At 66.8% G+C, this 21,800-nt stretch carries 19 protein-coding genes; 8 read left to right on the plus strand and 11 right to left on the minus strand.

What is annotated here, in order from left to right; genetic code table 11:
* Window positions 1-12 precede the first annotated feature (12 nt).
* Window positions 13-3,501, minus strand: coding sequence for a helicase-related protein (locus tag NWF22_RS18525; RefSeq protein WP_258321202.1), 3,489 nt, complete (start codon window positions 3,499-3,501; stop codon window positions 13-15).
* 141 nt (window positions 3,502-3,642) lie between these two features.
* Here NWF22_RS18525 and NWF22_RS18530 point away from each other — a divergent pair, with 141 nt between their 5' ends.
* On the plus strand, window positions 3,643-3,936 hold the full coding sequence (locus NWF22_RS18530; protein ID WP_309249720.1) for a helix-turn-helix domain-containing protein: 294 nt from the start codon (window positions 3,643-3,645) through the stop codon (window positions 3,934-3,936).
* A gap of 63 nt (window positions 3,937-3,999) precedes the next feature.
* Here the strand turns inward: NWF22_RS18530 and greA are convergent, their stop codons facing one another.
* The 3 genes from greA to NWF22_RS18545 form a co-directional block, all read right to left on the minus strand.
* Window positions 4,000-4,494 carry a transcription elongation factor GreA gene (gene greA / locus NWF22_RS18535; protein ID WP_160903146.1) on the minus strand — a complete coding sequence of 165 codons (495 nt, stop codon included), beginning with the start codon at window positions 4,492-4,494 and terminating at the stop codon, window positions 4,000-4,002.
* Window positions 4,495-4,621: 127 nt separating this feature from the next.
* Window positions 4,622-5,377 carry a queuosine precursor transporter gene (locus tag NWF22_RS18540; RefSeq protein ID WP_258321203.1) on the minus strand — a complete coding sequence of 252 codons (756 nt, stop codon included), beginning with the start codon at window positions 5,375-5,377 and terminating at the stop codon, window positions 4,622-4,624.
* Window positions 5,374-5,844, minus strand: coding sequence for a DUF4307 domain-containing protein (locus tag NWF22_RS18545; protein ID WP_160903147.1), 471 nt, complete (start codon window positions 5,842-5,844; stop codon window positions 5,374-5,376). The genes NWF22_RS18540 and NWF22_RS18545 overlap by 4 nt, the downstream gene beginning before the upstream one ends.
* Before the next feature lie 48 nt (window positions 5,845-5,892).
* Here NWF22_RS18545 and mca point away from each other — a divergent pair, with 48 nt between their 5' ends.
* From mca to NWF22_RS18565, 4 genes are read left to right on the plus strand one after another with little or no spacing between them, the layout of a single operon-like run.
* Window positions 5,893-6,795: a mycothiol conjugate amidase Mca gene (gene mca / locus NWF22_RS18550; RefSeq protein WP_160903148.1), complete on the plus strand. Its 903-nt coding sequence runs from the start codon at window positions 5,893-5,895 to the stop codon at window positions 6,793-6,795.
* Window positions 6,796-6,800: 5 nt separating this feature from the next.
* The gene (locus NWF22_RS18555) at window positions 6,801-7,109 is read left to right on the plus strand and encodes a hypothetical protein (protein WP_160903391.1); all 309 of its coding nucleotides are present in this window, start codon (window positions 6,801-6,803) and stop codon (window positions 7,107-7,109) included.
* Window positions 7,084-9,099 carry a thioredoxin domain-containing protein gene (locus NWF22_RS18560; protein WP_160903149.1) on the plus strand — a complete coding sequence of 672 codons (2,016 nt, stop codon included), beginning with the start codon at window positions 7,084-7,086 and terminating at the stop codon, window positions 9,097-9,099. Before NWF22_RS18555 ends, NWF22_RS18560 begins: the two co-directional genes overlap by 26 nt.
* A gap of 4 nt (window positions 9,100-9,103) precedes the next feature.
* Window positions 9,104-9,325: a GNAT family N-acetyltransferase gene (locus tag NWF22_RS18565; protein ID WP_160903150.1), complete on the plus strand. Its 222-nt coding sequence runs from the start codon at window positions 9,104-9,106 to the stop codon at window positions 9,323-9,325.
* 25 nt (window positions 9,326-9,350) lie between these two features.
* Here the strand turns inward: NWF22_RS18565 and NWF22_RS18570 are convergent, their stop codons facing one another.
* On the minus strand, window positions 9,351-9,992 hold the full coding sequence (locus tag NWF22_RS18570) for a histidine phosphatase family protein (protein WP_373691942.1): 642 nt from the start codon (window positions 9,990-9,992) through the stop codon (window positions 9,351-9,353).
* Entirely contained in the window at window positions 9,989-12,037 is a 2,049-nt protein-coding gene (gene rocD, locus NWF22_RS24525) for an ornithine--oxo-acid transaminase (protein WP_160903151.1), read from the minus strand. Before rocD ends, NWF22_RS18570 begins: the two co-directional genes overlap by 4 nt.
* Window positions 12,038-12,134: 97 nt before the next feature.
* On the opposite strand from rocD, the gene NWF22_RS18580 reads away from it, so the two are divergent.
* A complete protein-coding gene (locus tag NWF22_RS18580) occupies window positions 12,135-12,581 on the plus strand; it encodes an Lrp/AsnC family transcriptional regulator (protein WP_160903152.1) in 447 nt (148 codons plus the stop codon).
* 250 nt (window positions 12,582-12,831) lie between these two features.
* The gene (locus NWF22_RS18585; protein WP_160903153.1) at window positions 12,832-13,905 is read left to right on the plus strand and encodes a 3-deoxy-7-phosphoheptulonate synthase; all 1,074 of its coding nucleotides are present in this window, start codon (window positions 12,832-12,834) and stop codon (window positions 13,903-13,905) included.
* Window positions 13,906-13,915: 10 nt separating this feature from the next.
* Here the strand turns inward: NWF22_RS18585 and NWF22_RS18590 are convergent, their stop codons facing one another.
* The 4 genes from NWF22_RS18590 to trhA form a co-directional block, all read right to left on the minus strand.
* Complete coding sequence (locus NWF22_RS18590) at window positions 13,916-15,370, minus strand: PepSY-associated TM helix domain-containing protein (RefSeq protein WP_160903154.1); 1,455 nt, start codon at window positions 15,368-15,370, stop codon at window positions 13,916-13,918.
* Between the two features lie 100 nt (window positions 15,371-15,470).
* Window positions 15,471-16,022, minus strand: a complete 552-nt coding sequence (locus NWF22_RS18595) for a hypothetical protein (RefSeq protein WP_160903155.1) — start codon at window positions 16,020-16,022, stop codon at window positions 15,471-15,473.
* A gap of 114 nt (window positions 16,023-16,136) precedes the next feature.
* On the minus strand, window positions 16,137-17,753 hold the full coding sequence (locus NWF22_RS18600; RefSeq protein WP_233751279.1) for an alkaline phosphatase D family protein: 1,617 nt from the start codon (window positions 17,751-17,753) through the stop codon (window positions 16,137-16,139).
* A gap of 105 nt (window positions 17,754-17,858) precedes the next feature.
* Window positions 17,859-18,524, minus strand: a complete 666-nt coding sequence (trhA, locus tag NWF22_RS18605) for a PAQR family membrane homeostasis protein TrhA (protein ID WP_160903394.1) — start codon at window positions 18,522-18,524, stop codon at window positions 17,859-17,861.
* A gap of 53 nt (window positions 18,525-18,577) precedes the next feature.
* On the opposite strand from trhA, the gene NWF22_RS18610 reads away from it, so the two are divergent.
* Window positions 18,578-19,360: an isoprenyl transferase gene (locus NWF22_RS18610; protein WP_160903156.1), complete on the plus strand. Its 783-nt coding sequence runs from the start codon at window positions 18,578-18,580 to the stop codon at window positions 19,358-19,360.
* 24 nt (window positions 19,361-19,384) lie between these two features.
* Here the strand turns inward: NWF22_RS18610 and NWF22_RS18615 are convergent, their stop codons facing one another.
* Window positions 19,385-21,352, minus strand: a complete 1,968-nt coding sequence (locus NWF22_RS18615) for an HNH endonuclease signature motif containing protein (protein WP_160903157.1) — start codon at window positions 21,350-21,352, stop codon at window positions 19,385-19,387.
* Between the last annotated feature and the right edge of the window lie 448 nt (window positions 21,353-21,800).

Here is a 21,800-nt window from a genome sequence, read left to right on the forward strand (position 1 = left end):
TTCCGCGGAACGTCAGTGCGGAGGCCTTCCCTTCGACCACACCTTGTGCCAATCGAGCTGCACACCCGATACGTCCGTGCTGCCCATGTCGAAGTCCCGGAAGTAGTCGGTGACATATCGGATTCGATCATGCTCGGGTCCCGCGTCGCTGACCGAGACCAGCGCCAATCGGTGCTGTTCACCCGTATTGCGGGCATGCAGGACCTCGTTGTAGGTGACGAAGAAGTCTTCGGCGCCCTCGACGCGGCCCTTCACCTCGAGAAACACCGTTGGCCGCGCGGCGCCCAAGGAGTCGCGTGGCGGTACCGACCGAATGTCGTAACCCTTGTTGTTGTGCGGCATCTCCTCGGGTTGCCGGCCGAGAGCGGTCTCCGCGGCGAGTATCGCGTCGACTGCCCGTCGCTCGGTAACCGCTGTGTCGCGGGCGAGCGTTGCCAGCGAACCACCGACCATCCCGGCCGGGACGACCAGCATGGCAGCGGTCAACGTCGGCGGCCGTGCAACGAGGGCTGCGTCTTTCGAGAGCTCATCGGTCCGAACCGCCAACCTGCGCTCCAGTTCTCGAGCACGCGCTTCCAGGCGATCTGGACTTTGCGTGTTGCGCGGTTTCCGTGTCCGTCCGGTGGCATCGCTCTCGCGCCGGCGGGCTGCCTCGCCGTCCAGATAGTTCACCTGGCTGATCAGGCGAGTGCGCACAGCCGCTGTGGTCTTCTCGATCGTTGGGAGAAGTCTCGACCGCGCATCCGCCAGGTGGTGCGGTGCGGCGATGCTCGCGGCCCAACCCATCGCGCGGTCAACGAGTCCCGCATCGAGCAAGCGATGCTCCCGAGCGCGGTCGACAGCGTCTGCTGCGCTCGATGGTGGCGGCGCGAGATCGAGATGAGGTGCAGGCCCCGCATCCACGACCGATCCATCGGCCCGCAGTTCGACAAAGGCGAACCGTTTGCTCACGACGTGCTGGTGCCCATCGAGCACCTCACTGGAGATCGCCAGCAACACATAGGGTTCCGTGGCGCTGTCGAGCGGATCGAACAGAGTGGTACCTCGCTGGAGGTCGGGAAGGTGCTTTTCGATCGTTGCATCGAGCACCGCATCAAGGAGCGGGTGACCCGGCGCCAACAGTTCAGCCCGCATTGTGTCCCGGCCGCCGAGCGCATTGGGTTCGAATGTGACCCGCTCATACGCGGCCACCACGGGCTTGCCGAAATGCTCCCGGCGTCCAGGACGATGTCGTAGCGGCCCAGGAACGTTGGTGATCTGGTAGCGACGTTTCTCGCGGCGGGACAGTCGGCCCCCCAACTCGCTGAACGCATCGACGAAGAACTTCTCGATGTAGTATGGCTGCAGACGGCGGGCGGAGGCCTCGTCCATTTCACGACGAAGTCTGTCGAGTTCGAGCGGATTCAACGTCTCCTTGGCCAACGCGCGTTCGCGCACGAGGTCGCCGCAGCCCTCTGCGATCTGGCTGTCCACCACACGTTCGATCTCGTCGATTCGTGCTGGGTCGTCACCGTATCGGATCGCATCCATCAGTAGTGTCCTGAGCGGCTTCTCCGCGAACGCGTCGCCGAGTATGTCGAAGAGTTTGCCGCCGTATGCATTTCGCTGTTGCTCCATCTTCTCCAGCAATCGGGCGTAGACGTGACCCTCGCGGGTTTCGTCGGCGACGATGTTCCACAGTCGGCAGACGTGACTCTGGCCGATGCGGTGAATCCGGCCGAATCGTTGTTCTAGACGGTTGGGGTTCCAGGGCAGGTCATAGTTGATCATGAGGTGAGCGGCCTGCAGATTCAGTCCTTCGCCTGCGGCGTCGGTCGCGACCAGCACCTGCCGGGCCGGGTCCTGAGTGAACCGCTCGCGGACTGACTTGCGTTCGCTGCGCCGCGTGCCGCCATGGATGGTCACAACGGCCTCATCGTTTCCGAGCACATTGCGGATCTGCCGCGTCAAGTACTCCAGTGTGTCCCGATGCTCGGTGAAGACGATCAACTTCCGCCGCTCGCCGTCGGGTGCACTGAGAAGGTCATGATCGGTCAGGAGGTTGCGGAGTTCGGCCCACTTACGGTCGACACCGCTGTCGCGAACCTGGCGGGCGAGCGCGACGAGGTCATCGAGAATTGCGATTTCGACGTCGAGTTCCGCGACGGTGCGAGCCGCAGTCGCTGCATCGACGACTTCTTCCTCGAGTCGCTCGTACTCCTCGGCATTGAACTGGTCAGGATCATCGAAATCGTCCGGATTCGGCAACCGGAGCCCCGGTTCTGAGATCGGGTGCTGTCCAGAGGCCATCTCAGCGCGCTTCGTTGTGAGACGTATGCGTCGCCGCTCCAGACTGCGCACGATGGCATGCGTGCTGGACGCCAGCCGGCGCTGAAGCACGGTGAGTGCAAACCCGACAGTCCGTCGGTGAGGCGAATCGCTGTGCTGTTCAGCACGGTTCATCTCTTCGCGGACATAGTGCGTCACTGCGTCGTACAGTTGCCGCTCGCCAGGTGAGAGCCGGTACGGCACGGTTTCGGCGATACGTTCGGGAAAGAGCCGTCTGCCGTCGAAGGTGAGCAGTTCCTCCTTGACCATGCGCCGCATGAGCCCGGCGGTCTCGGTGGCATGGGCGCCGGGACGAAACTGACCTTCAAAGCGATCCGGATCGAGCAGGCTGAGGAAGGCCTGAAAGTTCTCTTCACTGCCGGAATGCGGCGTCGCCGTCATGAGGAGGAGATGCCGAGTGATGGAGCCCATAAGCTGACCAAGAGCGAACCTCTTGGTCTTCCTGAGCTCGCCGCCCCACCAGTTCGCCGACATCCGGTGGGCCTCGTCAACCACGACGAGGTCCCATTCGCTGCGTCCGAGCCGTTCGGCGATCTCCTCGTCCCGTGCGAGCTGATCCATGCGTGCGATGAGGAAGGGATGGGTCCTGAACGGGTCTGAGTCAATACTTGCATTGATCACTTCGCGCGTGAGAAGCGTAGCGGTGATGCCGAACTTGCTGTCCAATTCATCCTGCCACTGCTCGACCAGGCCGCCGGGCGCGACGATGAGCATGCGTGTCAGGTCGCCCCGAAGGATCAGCTCCTTGGCGTAGAGCCCGGCCATGATCGTCTTGCCGGCACCCGGGTCGTCTGCCAGGAGGAAGCGTAACGGTGTGCGCGGCAGCAGTTCTCCGTACACCGCACGTATCTGGTGGGGAAGCGGAGATATGTCGCTGGTGGCGACTGCGACCATCGGGTCGTGTACGCCGGCCATTCTGATGCGCAGTGCCTCGGTGGCCAGCTTGAATTGGCCAGGTGCAGCAGAAAATGTCCAGTCGACGGTTGTGTCGTCGACCGTCGTCAGGCTCGTCACGTCTGCGGCGAACACCATTTCTTCGGCGAATGTGCCATCAGCGTAGCGAAGTACGAGTGACGCCGCGTCGTCGCCGTGGTGGGCCACCGACACGACCGTTACGGCTTGCGGCCACCGTCCCGCAATGGAGATGCCGGGCGACAGATCACTCAGCTTCACGGGATTCTCCCAGCGCATCGACGCACATCATGTTGTGCAGACAATACGTTGTGTGTCGGACAGATTGGGATTGTGCCTGCCCGCGAACGAGGATCCCTGGATTGGGGAACCTACGGCGACTCGTTCGGGCATAGGCTCAGAGTGATCCGGCAGATTCGCGGACTGTCTCAACAAGAGGTCGCTCAGTTGTGCGGCATGCATCACAACCAGGTGTCGAACCTCGAGCGCAACAGGAGTAACCGCGACCCTTTCATCGCGGACCCGCAGTTGTCGACTGTGTACCGGCTGGCGCGGGCGTTGGAGGTCCCACCTGCCTACCTATTACCTGATCTCGACCACCTGGTTCGCCGTCGGTCTCCTGAGCAGGCGACGGTTCGTGAACTCTCTCGCGTCGAGGACGCTTTGCGGCGACTTCTCGCCGAGCAGACGACGTAGCGGCCGGTGTCGAGACATCGCCTCGACACCGGCCGCCGTGTTGTGGACCGGTACTGCGCCCGGTCAGCTGTGGTACGGCTCGGCGCTCAGCAGCGTGACCTTGACGACCGCGCCGCTGGGCACGGTGTACTCGCGCGTCTCGCCGACCTTGGCGTCGATCAGGGCGGCACCCAGCGGTGAGCTGGGCGAATAGGTCTCGATGGAGCCGTCCTTGGCGCTCTCCTCGCGGGTGGCGATCAGGAAGGTCTCGGTGTCGCTCTCGTCGCCGTCGTAGTAGACCTTGACCACCGAACCGGGCAGCGCCACACCGGACTGGGTGGGGGCCTCGCCGACCTTGGCGTTGTTCAGCAGTTCCTGGAGCTGGCGGATACGCGCCTCCTGCTGGCCCTGCTCTTCGCGGGCCGCGTGGTATCCACCGTTCTCCTTGAGGTCGCCCTCTTCGCGACGTTCATTGATCTCGGCAGCAATGACCGGTCGGTTGGCGATCAGGGAATCGAGTTCGCCCTTGAGGCGGTCATGCGACTCCTGGGTCAGCCACGTCACCTGTGTGTCGGTCATCGGTTACTCCTTTGTGTTGTCCGCGCCCTCGGCACATTGTTGGACCTGGGCATATGGACTGCTCTAAATGCAGCAACACGACCCCTCGCGGAGCCGTGTATTTACCGAGGATACCAGTCGCTGAGAGCTAAAGCACATCCGATGTTTGCGAACGTGTCTCGTTCAGCGCTTGCTGATAGCTCGGTTCGCGCTTCTTCAACCACCCCACGACGAGGTAGGTCAGCGGCATGATCACGATCTCCACCAACGTCTTCCAGACAAATCCGACGATGGTGTAGTTGATGAAATCACCCCAGGTGGAAATGCCCAGCGCCGAGGCTGCGATCGAGCAGAACACCAGCGTGTCGGCGAACTCGCCGACCACCGTGGAACCGATCAGGCGCGCCCACAGGTGACGCTCACCTGCTCGCTCCTTCATCTTCACCAGCACGAACGAGTTGAGGAATTCGCCGGCGAGGTAGCCGGCCAGCCCGGCGAGGAGGAACTGGGGCACCACCCCGGCCACTGTCCGGAAGGCCTCCTGACCTTCGTAGAACTCCGCGGCGGGCAGTTCGATCGTGAGCCAGAAGCAGATCGACGCGATCGCCAGCACCACGAAACCGGCCAGGATGGCCCTGCGCATGGCGCGAAATCCGTACACCTCGCTGATGACGTCACCGAGCACATAGGCCAGCGGAAACAGGTAGAACGCACCGTCGGTGACCAGGCCGTCCATCTGGATGGGGCCCAGCGAGACATGCAGCCAGTCGTCGAAGAGGATGACGCCCTTGGTGCCGGTGATGTTGCTGATGAGCATCACGCCGACGAACAGGGCCAGCAGATAGGCGTAGTACGGGCTGGACAGCGTAGCGAACACGGCCCTGTCCCGGTGCTTCTGCGTCACGGTGTCGATTCTGTTAGGTAGGCGGGAACGTCTGCAGTGCAGCCGAAGACCTCACCGATGACCGGCGGTTTGGACGTGGCGACCTCGGTCCGGATGCCGACCTGGGTCTGCGAGCCGGCCGGGATCAGGATCTCGCGCCGGCCGGTCTCGTCACCGTCGATCGACCGGCCGCGCACCACGCACGCCACCGGCCGTCCCGGATCCGCACGGGTCACCGTGAACTGGACGACCACAGTCGACTGGTCGACGATGTCGTAGCCGGTCGCCTCCCCGGACACGTCGGGACTGGCGAATCTCGAGTAGCCGAGGACGGCGAGCCCGATACCTGCGGCCACGACCAGCACAGACAGCGCGATGAACCAGTTCCGACGGCTCCTCGCCGATTGTGCCGCCGGATAGGTGGCGCGTGGTCCGCTGCGCGGACCTTCGCCGTCACCTGCGCCGGTGCCCCCGACTGAACTGTTCACGGGTCAATACCTACCATGGGAGGAGTAACGATCCGAAGGTGAGGAAGCGTGACCGAATCTCACACTGGTGGACCCCACGCCGGTCTTCGTCTGATGGCGGTGCATGCACACCCGGACGACGAGTCGAGCAAGGGTGCCGCCACGTCCGCCAAGTATGCGGCGGAGGGACATGAGGTGCTCGTCGTCACCCTCACCGGTGGCGAGCGCGGCGACATCCTGAACCCGGCGATGGATCGCCCGGGCATCAAGGAGCGCATGAGCGAGGTCCGCGAGGAAGAAATGGCGAACGCGGCCGCCGCGCTGGGCGTCGCACAGACCTGGTTGGGCTTCGTCGACTCCGGGCTTCCCGAGGGGGACCCGCTTCCGCCGGTCCCGGAGGGATCGTTCGCCGACATCGACATCGAAGAGCCGATCGAGGCCCTCGTCCGTGTGGTCCGGGAGTTCCGGCCGCACGTGATGATCACCTACGACGAGCACGGCGGCTATCCGCACCCGGACCACATCCGTGACCACGAGGTGTCGGTCGCAGCGTTCGAGCGTGCCGGGGACCCCGACGCCCATCCGGGCACCGGGGAACCGTGGACCGTCTCGAAGCTGTACTACACGCACGGCTTCATCAAGGACCGCATGGTCTTGTTCTCCGACGAGTTCGAGCGCCACGGCCAGGAGAGTCCGTTCACCGAATGGCTCGAACGGTGGGAGCGCGACCCGAGTCGCGGAGACCTGATGGGTCGGGTGACCACGCAGGTGGAGTGCGCAAAGTACTTCCCGCAGCGTGACGACGCGTTGCGTGCCCACGCCACCCAGATCGATCCCAACGGGGTGTTCTTCGCCGTGCCGCTCGAGTGGCAGCAGCGACTGTGGCCCACCGAGGAGTTCGAGCTCGCCAAGACGCGGGTGAAGACGTCGATCCCGGAGACCGACCTGTTCGCCGGAATCGAGGAGCCGTGAGCGCGATGGACCCGACGATCTGGACCGCAGGTGTGCAGTTCCTGGCTGCGGTGGAGGAACCCGAGGGGCCCGAGTTCGGCAAGGCGTCGCCACTGGGATTGCTGGTCATCATCGTTCTGCTCGTCGCCACCGCATTCCTGATCAGGTCGATGAACACTCAGCTCAAGAAGCTGCCGAAGAAGTTCGACGCCGACCATCCGGAACCGGATCAGGCGTTCGACGACGGCACCGACTCCGTCGACACCGACGACGACGGCACATCGGACACAACAGATGGGGTGCAGGCCGATGAGCGAAGGAAAGCCGACACCTAACCTGCTCGGCAATTCGACCAGCCCGTACCTACGGCAGCATGCCGACAATCCGGTCGCCTGGCAGGAGTGGGGCGACTCGGCACTGGCAGAGGCCGCGCAGCGTGATGTGCCGATCCTGCTGTCGGTCGGCTACGCGGCGTGTCACTGGTGCCATGTGATGGCACACGAGTCGTTCGAGAACGACGTTGTCGCCGCCCAGATGAACCGAGACTTCGTCTGTGTCAAGGTCGACCGGGAAGAACGGCCCGACATCGACGCCATCTACATGAATGCGACGGTGGCGATGACCGGCCAGGGCGGCTGGCCGATGACCTCTTTCCTGACGCCGACGGGTGAACCGTTCTACTGCGGCACCTACTTTCCCGTCACCGCCCGTGGCGGAATGCCGTCGTTTCCGCAGATCATGAGTGCCGTCACCGACGCCTGGGTCCACCGTCGCGACGAGATCGACGAGATGGGCCGCCGGGTCCGCGACCATGTGCACGCGAACAGTTCCGCCTTGCCCGTCGCCGACGTGGACCTCGACGACCGTCTGCTGGACCATATCGTGGCCACCTCGCTGGGTGACGAGGACCGGGCAGCCGGCGGATTCGGCGGGGCACCCAAGTTCCCGCCCTCAGCGCTGCTCGAAGGGTTGCTGCGCGCGTCGGAACGCAACGGCGACACCGCCGCGCTCGACGCGGTACACCGGACGTGTGTCGCGATGGCGCGCGGTGGCATCTACGACCAACTCGCCGGCGGTTTCGCCCGCTACTCGGTCGACAATGACTGGGTGGTGCCACATTTCGAGAAGATGCTGTACGACAACGCGCAGCTGATCCGCGCCTACGCCCACCTCGCGCGCCGCACGGGTGATGCGTTCGCGCGGCGCATCACCACCGAGACCGTCGAGTTCCTTCGCCGCGACCTCGGTGTCCGCGGCGGTTTCGCCTCGTCGCTGGATGCCGACGCCGACGGTGTGGAGGGTTCCACCTACGTCTGGTCGCCGCAACAACTCGTCGACGTCCTCGGGCCCGATGACGGCCCGTGGGCGGCAGGGGTGTTCGGCGTGACCGAGGCCGGGACGTTCGAACACGGGACGTCGACGCTGCAGTTGAGACGCGACGCCGATGATGCCGACCGACTCGCCTCGGTGCGGTCCCGGCTGCTCGCGGCACGCGCGCAGCGGCCACAGCCTGCCCGCGACGACAAGGTGGTCACCGCCTGGAATGCGATGGCGGTGACCGCACTCGCCGAGGCGGGCGCGACGCTGGGCCGCACCGATTGGATCGATCTCGCCGCCCGGTGTGCCCGAGCGCTCCTCGACACCCATCTCGTCGACGGCACACTACGACGGTCTTCGCTCGACGGGCACGTCGGTGCGCCCGTCGCGGCGCTCGACGATCATGCGGCGCTGGTCACCGCTCTCCTCACCCTGCATCAGGTGACCGGCGAAACATCCTGGTGTGATGAGGGATTGGCGATCCTCGACGCTGCGATAGAGCTGTTCTCCGACGACGCCGAGCCGGGCGCCTGGTATGACGCGACAGGCAACGATCTCATGACCCGCCCTCGCGACCCCGTCGACGGGGCGACCCCGGCCGGCGCCTCACTCATGGCCGAGGCGTTGTTGGCGGCCTCCGCGCTGGCGAAATTCGGTCCGGCCAATCGCTATGCCGAGCTGCTCGATCAGACACTTGCGCGGTCGATCGTGCTGTTGGCGAAGATGCCCCGGTCTGCGGGCCATTGGCTGGCCGTCGCGGTGGCTCGACTGCACGGTCCGTTGCAGATCGCGGTCGCGCAAAGCCATCGAAGTGCGGGTGAGCTTGCCACATCGGCCCGTGCTATGGCTCCGGGTGGGGCGATCGTGGTTGCGGGCGAGCGGGATTCGATCCCGCTACTGCATGGTCGGGGCCCCATTGACGGCGCCGATGCCGCCTACGTCTGCCGCGGAACGGTGTGCGATCTCCCGGTTACCGATCGGGATGCGCTGGCTGCCGCAATCGGATGACGCCATGGACGAGCACACGGAATTCGGGGTGCGGGTGGCCGAAACCGACGACGCCCGGGACCGCGGAACGCACAAGGTGGTCCTGGAGGTGTGGCCGCACAATTATGCGGCCATCGCGCTCTACGAACGGCACGGCTTCGTTCGTGAGGGGCTGCGTCCCGGCCAGTATCGGCGACGCAACGGTGAACTCTGGGACTCGCTCGAGATGGGGCTGCGGCTGGAGTAGATCGGGTGACGGTCGGGGTCGACTGTCACAACGCGGCGTGCGTGGCGGCGGCCCCCTCCGGCCCGACGAGCGTGCACAGGCGGCGGTCGGCGCCGAGTTGCATCATCATCGCCGCGCCGGCCGGACGCAGATCGATCGCCGAACCCTGTCCGATCGGCCAGCCGAGGAAGCGGCAGATGAACGAGCGGGAGAAGTGTCCGTGCGACACGACGATGACGTCGGTGTCGGCCAGCCGCTGCTCGACGGCATCAACGGCCCCGTCGACCCGCCGGGTCATGTCCTCGACCGACTCACCGTGCGGTCCGCCCTCTGTCCAGATGGTCCATGCCGGATCCCCGGCGGCGTGGATCTGCGCCCGGGTCAGCCCCTCGTAGTCGCCGTAATCCCATTCGGCGAATCTGTCGTCGACCTCGTCGACGGTGAGACCGGCCAGTTGGGCGGTACGCCGTGCCCGGGTGCGCGGGGAGGCGAACACATACGGGTTGGTCAGTCCGAGCCGGTCGGTGATGCCGACCAGCGCGCGGGCGTCCTCCTCGCCGCGCGGCGTCAGATCGATGTCGGTGCGACCGGTGTGGCGGTCGGTCAGCGACCATTCGGTCTGGCCGTGCCGGATGAGCAGGACGCGGCGGGTGACGGGCGGCGACGGGCTGGTGCTGGGATCGGTCACGAGGATGAGCGTACGGCCTCGGCCAACTGATCCACCGCCCAATCGATCTCCTCGGTGGTGATCACCAGTGGCGGAGCCAGGCGCAGCGTCGACCCGTGGGTGTCCTTGGCCAGCACGCCCCGTTCGGCAAGTCGCAGGCAGACATCCTTACCGGTGCCGACCCCGGGCTCGAGGTCGATGCCGGCCCACAGGCCGAGCCCACGGACCGCGATGACGCCATTGCCGACGAGTTCACCCAACCGAGTGTGCAGGTGCGCACCGAGGTCGGCGGCCCGACGCTGCCACGAACCGTCGGCGAGCATGTCGACCACGGTGTGGCCCACCGCCGCCGCGAGCGGGTTGCCGCCGAATGTCGACCCGTGCTCGCCGGGATGCAGAACCCCGAGGACGTCGGAGTCGGCGACGACCGCCGACACCGGCAGGATGCCACCGCCGAGTGCCTTGCCCAGGGTGTAGACATCCGGCTCGACACCCCAATGCGCGCAGGCGAAGGTGGTTCCGGTGCGCCCGAGCCCGGACTGGATCTCGTCGGCGATCATCAGCACGTTGTGGTTGGTACACAGTGCACGCACACGCGGCAGGTAGTCGTCGGAGGGCACGATGATGCCGGCCTCGCCTTGGATCGGTTCGAGGAGCACGGCCACCGTCTCGTCGTCGATTGCGGCCGCGATCGCGTCCGCATCGCCGTAGGGCACCTGAACGAATCCCGGTGTGTACGGACCGAATCCGGTGCGGGCATCGGGGTCGTCGCTGAAGCTGACGATACTGATGGTCCGGCCGTGGAAGTTGCCGCCCGCCACGATGACCTTCGCTCGACCGTCGGCGACACCCTTGACGTCGTAACCCCATTTGCGGGCGACCTTGATCGCGGACTCGACGGCCTCGGCGCCCGTGTTCATCGGCAGCACCATGTCCTTGCCGCACAGCGTCGCCAGTGCGGCGCAGAAGGGTTCGAGTTCCGTGGAGCGAAATGCGCGGCTGGTCAGAGTGACCCGCCCGATCTGATCGAGCGCGGCTGCGACGATCCGCGGATGGCGATGTCCGAAGTTGACCGCGGAGTACGCGCCGAGGCAGTCCAGGTAGCGACGTCCGTCGACGTCGGTGATCCACGCGCCTTCGGCGGTGGCCGCGGTCACCGGCAGTGGCGAATAATTATGCGCCACATGTGGTTCAGCGGCTGACGACACGTCGACCTCCTCGTCGGTGCCCCTCAATTCTAGGGTGCAGCACTTCACTCCGCCGCCGCCTTTGAGTAGTTCGGACAACTCCACACAGACCGGTTCGAAGCCGGCCGTGCGCAGCGCATCCGCGAGTGCCGGCGCCGCATCGGTCATCACGACGTGATGGCCGTCGGAGACGAAGTTCAGGCCCAGTGCGGACGCGTCGGCGTCGGTCGCGATGACCGCGGTCGGGAAGAGTTCCGCGAGCACCGCCTGCGAGTGCGGTGAGAACGCGGGCGGGTAGTAGGCGATCAGGTCGTCATCGAGCACGCCGAGCGCGGTGTCGAGGTGATAGAAGCGTGGGTCGACGAGTTCGAGGGTGATCACCGGTCTCCCGGTCAGCGCGGCGATCTCGGCATGGGTGTCGCGGTGCGTGCGGAACCCGGTGCCGGCGAGGATGCGATCACCGACGACCAGGAAGTCGCCTTCGCCCTCCTGGATGCCGTCGGTGCGGTGCACCGGTCCGAGGCCGTTGGCGGAGAACCAGTCGGCATAGTGATCGCCTTCCGGTCCGCGTTCGGGGAACGCGAACCGCGCGGCGATCGTCGCGCCGGCGACGCTCAGTCCCCCGTTGGCCGCGTAGACCATGTCCGGCAGGCCCGGTTGCGGGTCCACCGCGTGCACCGTGTGCCCGAGTGCCTCGTAGACCTCGCGGAGGCGTAGCCACTGAGCGATCGCGCGATCGGTATCCACCGGCGTCGTGGGGTCCATCCATGGGTTGATCGCGTACTGGACGGTGAAGTGCACCGGTGGGGTCATCGCATAGGTGCGTACCCGGGGAACCCGGGTGATCGCGGGCACGCGGGCAGGGCTGGTGATCGTCATGAATCGACGTTAATCTGGACCGGTGATGCAATCAATCTACGAAACTTGCTCACTTGTGCAATGGATTCGCAATATTGATATCTGAAATGGAGATACGTTGCGTGTTCTCGATGAGTTGGACGAGAAGGTGCTCGCCTGCCTGACCCGCGACGCCCGGGCCACCTTCGCCCAGATCGGTGACGTGGTGGGATTGTCGGCGCCGGCGGTGAAGCGGCGGGTGGATCGGCTGGTCGACGACGGGGTGATCAAGGGCTTCACCGCAGTGATCGATCCGTATGCGATGCAGTGGACGACCGAGGCCTATGTGCAGGTCTCCTGTCGTGGCAACATCTCGCCGCAGGTGCTGAAGGAGGCGTGGGAGCCGATTCCCGAGGTGGTCAGCGCCGCCACCATCACCGGGCAGGCCGACGCCATCCTGCGGGTGCGCGCCCGGGACGTGCAGCATCTGGAGCAGGCCCTCGAGCGGATTCGCAGCGCCGGTCCGGTCGAGCACTCCGAATCGATCATCGTGTTGAGTCAGTTGATCGACCGAGGTCATCCGTAACCGCGATTGGGGGCCACCTGGTGCGTCGTGCTAGCGTGGTCGCCGTGATGAACACCGCACGCGTCTATTGGCGCTTTATCGAGGCTCCGGGTGGGGCCACGATGAAGCGCTGAATCGCCGCGCGCGTACACACCCGGAGCCCCGAGCAGCGACCGTCAGGTTGCTGCTTTTGTCATTTCCAGGCCTCCGGTGACGCACGAACGACCAGGGGCCACCCGATACGACCGGGCCAGACCCCGAAAGGCATGACGTGACCACCATCTCGGACTTGACCGCCGCCGAATCCACCTCGGACCGCCGGATCAAGTCGTTCCGCTCCATCCCGTCCCCGGACACCATCCGCACCGAGTTGCCGCTGACCTCGCGCCGCGCACTGACCGTGCAGCGTGACCGCGAGGAGATCGCCGACATCCTGGCCGGTCGCGACGACCGGCTGCTCGTGGTGGTCGGTCCGTGTTCGGTCCACGACCCGATCGCGGCAATCGACTACGCACGCCGACTGGCGCCGTTGGCCGCCGACCACGCGGACCGGCTCAAGATCGTGATGCGGGTGTACTTCGAGAAGCCGCGCACCACCGTCGGGTGGAAGGGCCTCATCAACGACCCGGGCATGGACGGCTCGTTCGACGTCGAGCGTGGTTTGCGGACCGCGCGGTCGCTGCTGCTCGACATCATCGACCTCGGTCTTCCGGTGGGGTGTGAGTTCCTCGAGCCCACGAGTCCGCAGTACATCGCCGACGCCGTGGCCTGGGGTGCGATCGGGGCCCGTACCACCGAGTCGCAGGTGCACCGCCAACTCGCGTCGGGCCTGTCGATGCCGATCGGTTTCAAGAACGGCACCGACGGCAACGTGCAGGTGGCCATCGACGGCGTGAAGGCCGCGGCGGCCCAGCACGTGTTCTTCGGCGTCGACGATTTCGGTCACGGCGCGGTGGTCGAGACCGCCGGCAACGACGAGTGCCACGTGATCCTGCGCGGCGGCACCGCCGGCCCGAATCACGATGCCGACTCGGTCGCGTCGGCGGTCGCCGCGCTGGCGAAGGCCGGACTCCCGGAACGGATCATGATCGACTGCTCGCATGCGAACTCGGGCAAGGACCACATCCGCCAGGCCGAGGTCGCCGAGGAGATCGCCACGGCCATCCGGGCGACGCGTGCGTCGGGTACGCCGGTGACGATCAGCGGCGTCATGCTGGAGAGCTTCCTGGAGCCGGGAGCGCAGTCGCCGGATGCCGAATCGTTGACCTACGGACAGTCGGTCACCGACAAGTGCATGGGCTGGGAGGCCAGCGCCGCCGTGCTGGCGACGCTGGCCCGGGCCTGAGCTCGCGGATCTACTGTCGGGCGGTCCGCATCCTGCCGATGACGCCGATCACGACGTCGACGAGCAGGAATGCGGCCAGGCTGATGCCGAGCAGCGGTACGAACCAGCCCACGGCCACCGCCACGAGCACCACGCCGACCGCGGTCGCGGGCGGCAGCGACCACAGTGCGCCACGCACCGGGGCCCGGCCGACGCGTCGCGATCCGTCGCGTGGGCGCCGCTGCCACCACATCTGGTAGCCCCGCATGATCACGGCGACCAGGCCGACGGCGAGCAGAAGTAGCAGGAACTGGCTGAGCAGCCCGAACAGCAGTCCCATGTGCAGAGCGATACCCCAGTTGGTGAGTTTGGCGGCGAGCGGCCAGTCGGCAAACCACGACGTGTCGACCACCCGAGAGTCGGCGGCGTCCACGGCCACCGAGTTCGGCGACAACTGCCACGCCTCGCGCGTCTCGGTCACCTTGTAGGTCGTCTGCGCGTCCGCGGGAACGGCGATCTCGACCTTGTCGGTGACGCCGGCGTCGCGAGCGATCGCCAGCACCTCATCGAGCTGCGCCGCCTGCTCGGCCGCCGGCATCGCCGGAGCTGCCGTGGCGTCGCCGGCGGTGGTGCTGTGACCGCCATGGCCGGCGTGATCACCGCTGCCGTCTGGTGCTGTGCCGGTCAGGTCGGTGTCGACGGCCGGGGTGGTCCAGTGCAGCGTGGTCCGCAGCTCCGAGACGTTCTCACCAGCAAACCGCGACCAGGTCAGGCCCGTCGCCGACAGGAACACCAGGCCGACGATGAGCCACACACCCATTGCGCCGTGCCAGTTCAGCGTTCTGTTGCGGCCGCGGGCGGTGCGGTCGATGGTGGCCAGCCGCAGTTTGCCGCGGCCCTTGCGGTAGCGGGCGATCCACAACACCAGCCCGCCGAGCGCGATCACCCACAGCCAGGACGCGGCGAGTTCGCTGTAGATGCGGCCGGGTTCGCCCAGATGCAGATGCCGATGCAGCTGGCTGATCCAGGTGCGCAGCGGCAGTGCGCCGCTGCTGCCGTAGGCCACAAGTTCACCGACCGGTTGTGCGGTGACCGGATCGACGAAGACGGCGAGACGTTCGGATTTTCCGAGGGTCGGGTCGTCGAACAGCACCCGGGTGGTGTCGCCGGGCTGCGTCGAGGGTCGCACCGCGGACAGTTCGAGGTCGGGGCGTGCGTCGAGGGCGGCCGAGACCTGGTCGGCCAGCGGTTGTGGCGTGCCGGTGGACTCGGTGTGCAGGTATCCGCGGTAGACGATGTTCTCCATCGTCGGCGCGACGGCATAGAGCGCACCGCTCACGGCGGCGATGAGCAGAAACGGTGCGACGAGGATGCCGGCGTAGAAGTGCAGGCGACGCAGCAGCAGTCGCCCGCTGCGGTCCCGGGTGGGTCGCGGGTCGGCGGGTGGTGAGGAAGACGTGGCGGTCGGATCGTGGGTCAGGGACATACGGGATCGGCCTTTCGACGGCTCGCGCGAATGCCACCGGCGCACCGGTGGTCGGATCGCGACAGTGAGGTGCCCGACCCGCGCGGTCAGGCGTCTCGGGTCAGGCCGGGGTGAGGTGAGAAGTGCGCCGACGACACGGAGGTCCCCGCGTCCCACAGGTGCGGGCAGCGGTGATCTCGGTGCGATGGTCGATGCCGTAGGACGTGCGCACCGCCCACGTCGGACGTGGCACCACCGGCACCGACAGCATTACGCGGATGACGCGGGTCAGCGCCGTGAGCAGCACGGTCAGCGCGGACTCGAGGGCGCGGCAGACGGCGGCGGTGAGCACGGCGGCGACACTGTGTGCCGCACCCATCTGCGGTGACAACATCATCCCGTGGCCACCAGCGAGGGCAGCGAGCGCGAGATGCGCAGCCACCTGGCCGCCGGCCAGGATTCCGGTGAGGACGCCGAGACCCCCGGCGCCGGAGTTGCGCCACGCGGACACGAGCCATCCCAGGGCAGCGCACACTCCCACCAGGAATGTCAGCGCGGACGAACCGGGCAGACTGCCGTGGGCGGCGGTATGCGCGACGATGGCGCTGCCGCCCGACGCGGCGCCGACGACGCAGCCGCGCAGGCGGCGCACGGTGGGCTGCGTCGTGATCACCGCCGAAGCATAGCGGGCGACGGTATGCCGACCGGTGCCTGATGACCGCACTGCGTGCCCGTGCTGCCCTGCGTGGCACCGCGCTGCTGTGAGCAGGCCGGGTTGCAGTACAGCTCAGACGATGTCGACGTCGGGGCGCCCGGCCGCGATCGTCACCACGGCGCGGGTGTGCAGCCGGTCGGATGCGGACCCGATCGAGTCGGCCACCCGGAATTCGGCCTCCCACCGGTCGCGAGACAGCCGGTTGAGGACGTAGCCACGTTGGGCGCTGCCGAAGCGGACGTGCGGCGATGCGGCCTTGAGGGCCCGGTCGGAGTCGTCGCTGTCCTCGCCGTCTGCGCCCGACGAGATCGACGTCCCCGCCAATTCCACACCGAGGGTGTCGGATTCGCGGCGATAGGTGGTGCGCAGGTCGGCGACCACGTTGCGGTGGATGTCGCCCACCACGGACACCAGATTGGTCGCACCGCGGGCGCGGGCGCCCTCGAGCACCCGGGTGCGGCAGGCCTCGTACCCGCTCCATCCGTCCATGCTGACCGCGCGCTGCCCGTCGTCGTCGCGGGCGAGGTCGGCGATCGGCGTCTGATGGGCGAGAACATTCCACCGCGCCCGGCTGGAATCCAGACCGTCGAGCAGCCAGCGTTCTTGCGTCGCGCCCAGGATGCTGCGACGCGGGTCGGCCGTCGCAGCGTTCTGCGGGACGTCCGTGTCGCCGTTCACCTGGTCACTGCGGTGACTGCGGGTGTCGAGCACCGCGAAGTCGGCGAGCGTGCCGAAGCGCAAGCGGCGGTAGGCGCTGATGTCGCCGCCGCGAGGCTGTTGGGCGCGCCGTACCGGCGTGTTCTCCCACCACGCGCGCAGGGCGTGAGCGCGGCGCACCAGGAACTCCGGTACGGGCGTCCCGTCTTCGGGGATCGTGGCGGCCCAGTTGTTGTCCACCTCGTGGTCGTCGAAGGTCGTGACGAACGGGCTGGTCCGGTGGATCTCCTGCAGGTGCGGGTCGAGTCTGTAGAGGGCATATCGTTCGCGATAGTCGTCGAGGTCGAGGCATTCCCGTGCCGCCGATTCCGGCATGGCCATGGTGTGCCGGCGTCCGCCTCCGCGGTGGATCGGTTTCTCGTAGATGTAGTCGCCGAGGTGGAACACGAGGTCCGGGGCGCGTATGGCCATGTCGGCGTAGGCGACGTAGAAACCGTCGGCCCACGACTGACACGAGGCGAGCGCGAAGGTCATCGGTGCTTCGGCGCCCGGGGCGGGTGCGGTGACGGTTCGACCGACCGCGGATCGTTCGCCGCGTGCGGTGAAGCGATAGAAGTACTCGCGACCGGGTGCAAGGCCGCGGACGTCGACGTGCACGGTGTGACCGTTGTCCACGTCGGCGAACGCGCGTCCGCGGCGCACGGGTCGGGTCATCGCCTCATCGGCGGCCACCTCCCAATTCACTTCGACCGACTGGTTGCCCATTCCGCCGCCGCGGGCCAGCGGTCGGGGTGCCAGACGCGTCCAGAGCACTACTCCGTCGGGCAGGGGGTCACCGGACGCCACCCCGAGGGCGAACAGCGGGCTGTCGGCGGCGGATGCGCCCGACGACGGAGCTGCACCGCCCAGCAGGCCCGGGGTGAACGCGAGTGCCGCGACGACGCCACCCCAACTGAGGAACCGGCGTCGGCTCATACCGACACGCAGACTGTGGTCGCGGAAGAGCTCGATGTTCGGCGCGCCGCGGGGCATGCCGTCACCCGATCAGGCGTGACTGGACGGACTGCGACCCTCACTTGGCCGGCGGGTGATGGGGCGGTGAAGAGACGCCGGGGCGGCGCCGGGCGGCCGGGAGGCTCAGGCGGCCAATACCAGCCAGATGGCGGCGTAATGCAGCGCGGCGGCGATCGCTGTGCAGGCGTGGAAGACCTCGTGGTGGCCGAATGTCGACGGCCACGGGTTGGGCCAGCGGGCGGCGTACAGGATTCCGCCGACGGTGTAGAACACGCCGCCGGTGGCGAGCAGGATGATCACGGTCCAGCCGACCTCGGTGACCAGGGCCGGCGCCACCACGATGATGACCCAGCCGAGCAGGACATAGAGCGAGACGCCGAGCCAGCGGGGTGCCGTCGGCCAGGCGAGTTTGAGGATGACGCCGGCGATGGCGCCCAGCCAGACGATGCCGAGCACCCACCATCGCACGTTCGCGGGGAGGGCCAATGCGCAAAACGGCGTGTAGGTGCCGGCGATGAAGACAAAGATCATCGAATGATCAGCGCGTTTCATCCGGACTTGGGCCCGCGGTGTTCGCCAAGCGATGCGGTGATAACTCGCGCTGACCGCGAACACGCCGAAGGTGGTCAGTGCATATACCGCGCACATCGCGGCGGCGAAGGGTCCGCGCAGGGCCGCCGCGCCGATTACGACCGCGACCCCGGCGCAGATGGCGGCCCACGCCGCGTACTGGTGGATCACACCCCGCAGTCGTGGCGGAGTGTCCGCGGAGGTCTCATGCGCCAGGATCGTCACGGAACCTACGCTACCGTAACTTTTGGAGCGGATAAGATCGGGCAGCGATGAAACTTCTTCCCGATCGGCTCCGGCGCCCCATGCTCAGCGTGTACGAGCGTCGGCTCATTCAGCTGATGGACACCACCCGGTTGCCGCGGCATGTCGCAATCATCTGCGACGGGAACCGTCGGTGGGCCCGGGAGGCCGGATTCGAGGACGTCAGTCACGGTCACCGGGTCGGTGCGCAACGGATCGCCGAGATGCTGACGTGGTGTGCCGAGCTCGATATCTCCACGGTCACCATCTACCTGTTGTCCACGGAGAACCTGCAGCGTGCCTCGGATGAGCTCGATGCGCTGATGGAGATCGTGCCCGACATCGTCGACGAGATCTCCGGTCCCGAGGGCAAGTGGCGTGTGCGGATTGTCGGGAATCTGGCCGGGCTGCCCGATCCGGTCGCCGAGCGGCTCCGACAGGCGTCGGGGCGGACGCTGGACCGGGTGGGCATGAACGTCAACGTCGCTGTGGGCTACGGCGGCCGGCAGGAAATCGTCGACGCTGTGCAGTCGTTGCTTGCGGGCCGTCTCGCGGCGGGGGCGCAGCCGGCGGACATGATCGACGCGGTGACCGTGGATGCGATCGACAAGCACCTCTACACCAAGGGGCAGCCGGACCCCGATCTGGTGATCCGCACCTCGGGTGAGCAGCGATTGTCGGGCTTCCTGTTGTGGCAGAGCGCCTATTCGGAGATCTGGTTCACCGACGCGTACTGGCCCGAGTTCCGTCGGGTCGACTTCCTGCGTGCGCTGCGCGACTACGCGGCACGCAGTCGACGATTCGGGAAGTGACCTGACGGGCGGCAGCGGGCATCGTCACCTGGGGTAGGTGATGATGGTCTGGCCGGTGCGGGCGTTGCGCCAGGTGATGGTGCGGTCGGTGTGCATGGTGGGGATCCACGGGCCGTCGTGTTTGCGGTCGTGGTCGGGTCGGCATAGGGGTGCGAGGTTGAAGGCCACGGTCCAGCCGCCGGCCAGCGGGTCGGCGTGGAGGAATTTGTGTAGGTGGTCGAGTTCGCACTGTTCGGACGGGCGCCCGCAGTAGGGGTAGCGGCAGCGTCGGTCGAGTTGGATGATCTCGGCACGTAGTGCTGCCGAGGGTGCGTAGGTCAATGCCCCGGGTGGTGGGGCGGCGAAACCGCCGTGCCCAGAGGGGTCGATGGGTGGTGCCGGTGTCCGGTTGCCGAAGATGATCAGGCCGCTGGCGGTGCGGGTTTCACTCGGTGGGGCGGTGATGGTGGTGGCGTGGAGTGCCAGGCGTGCGGCGTGGGCAGGGTCGATCGCGCCGTAGCCCATCAGGCGGGTGGGGTCGAGGCCGCTGGGGTCGCGCAGCAGGGTCAGGCCGGGGACGACGAGGGCGGAATCGGAGTCGGATTCGGAGTCGATGTCGGAGTCTGTGTCCGTGGTGTCTTCGGCGTCCGCACTGTTTGCTTCGGAGTCGTCGGCCGGATCATGATCGGCCACCTCGGCGTCGGCGCGAGGTGCGGTGATGAAGTCTCGTCGGGGTTCCGGGGAGGGCTGGACGTCATCGGTGTCGGCGCCATCGCTTCCGGTGCCGGACTGTTCACTCTCACCGTCATTGTCGACGTCCCCGTCGATGTCACGGTCATCGTCGAGGTCGGCGAGGGTGATCGGCTGTTCTTCGGCCGCGTCGGGTCCGCCCATTGCGGGTTCGTCGGCGGTGTCGACGGGTGCAGTGGCGTCGCCGCCCGTGCTGGTGTCGACCGACGAGTCGCGGACACTGCCGGTGACCGACGACTCGCGGTCACTGTCGGTGACCGAACTCGGGGTGGTGGCGGGCGTCGGGTTGCTGGTGCGGGTCTGTTTGGCCGGGCAGGTGTCGTCGCCGCAGTGGCAGCGCAACGTCGCGCCGGGGGCCTTGATGATCTCGGCGAACGCCGCCACACGTTGGGCTTTGATGCTGCGCCCATCCCGATGGCACACCCGCCGACCGATCAACGCGCTGATCCGGTCGCGTAGGTGCACGCCGTGTTCGGCGGGGATGCAGGCGTCGACGGTCATGTGTCCGAACGCTTCGGCACCGATTTTCACATCGCCGAACAGGTCGGCGATGTCGTCGTGGGCTTGGACGGCCCGGTCGGGGTCGAGGGTGATGATGATGGCGTCGAGATCGGCTTGCAGCGCGGTGTCGGTGGTCGGGCGGCTGGCCAGATCGAGCACCACATCGTCGAAATCCCACGGCTCATCGTCGGCAGGGTCGGTCTCGGCCGCACCATCACCGGCATCACCGGCATCGTCGGTGCCGTCATTGTCGGTGTCGTCGTCGAAGTCGAGGGTGAGGTCCTCGTCATCGGTGTCGGCGGTGTCGGTGGTGTCGGCGGTGTCGGCGGTGTCGGTGAGTTCGGCCAGTCGGGCTCGGAGGTCGCCGGTGGGGCCGGTGGCGGCGGCGCGGATGGCCACGCCCAGGCGGTGGGGGCTCAGGTCACCGGCGCGGAAGGCGTCACGGATCTTGGGGTGTTCGTCGAGGAGTTCGTCGAGGTGGACCCATTCGCCGGCTTTGGTTCGGGCCAGGCCCAGTTGCAGCGAGATTTCGCCTATGGCAGCTTTGTCGGCGGCGTTGCGGATTCGGTTCGGGACGTAGTCGTTGTATCCGGTGATGCGCTCGTTGTAGGTGGATTGGCCGATTTGGCGGGCGATCTGCATGGCGACGGCTTGGGCTTGGTTGCTCAGCCGGAGGGCGTCGCGGCCGTACTGGGCCAGCTCGTCGAGGCTGCTGGTGGCCAGCAGGGCGTCGTCGGCGGCACGGTCGGTGAAGGTGAACACGACACGCTCCTTTCCGGCGACGACAGCGAGATCGGGTCCGGGTTTGGTTGGTGGGGAATCGAACTGCTGTCAGAGTATCGGGTGGCTCCGACAGTTTTGGTGGGCTGCGGGTGGGGTGTGGATTGATTGGTCGTTGAGCTGTTGGGTTCAGGATATCGGTGGGGTGTGACAATTCCGTTCGGGGTGACATAGCCTGCGGGCCAGTGCTTGCGGCGGCTCTGTCTCGGCTGGTGATGGTCTCGATACGTCCTCGGCTGGCGCCTCGGCCTACTCGACCACCGGGAGGGCTGGCGCCTCGGTCTACTCGACCACGAGAGGGTGCCGTCGTGGGATTGGTTGGTGGGGAATCGAACTGCTATCAGAGTATCGGGTGGGTCCGACAGTTTCGGTGGGCTGTGGGTGGGTGTGGATGAGTTGTTCGATCGATGTGGGGTTCAGGATATCGGTG

This window comes from Gordonia mangrovi (genome assembly GCF_024734075.1).
Taxonomy (GTDB): domain Bacteria; phylum Actinomycetota; class Actinomycetes; order Mycobacteriales; family Mycobacteriaceae; genus Gordonia; species Gordonia mangrovi.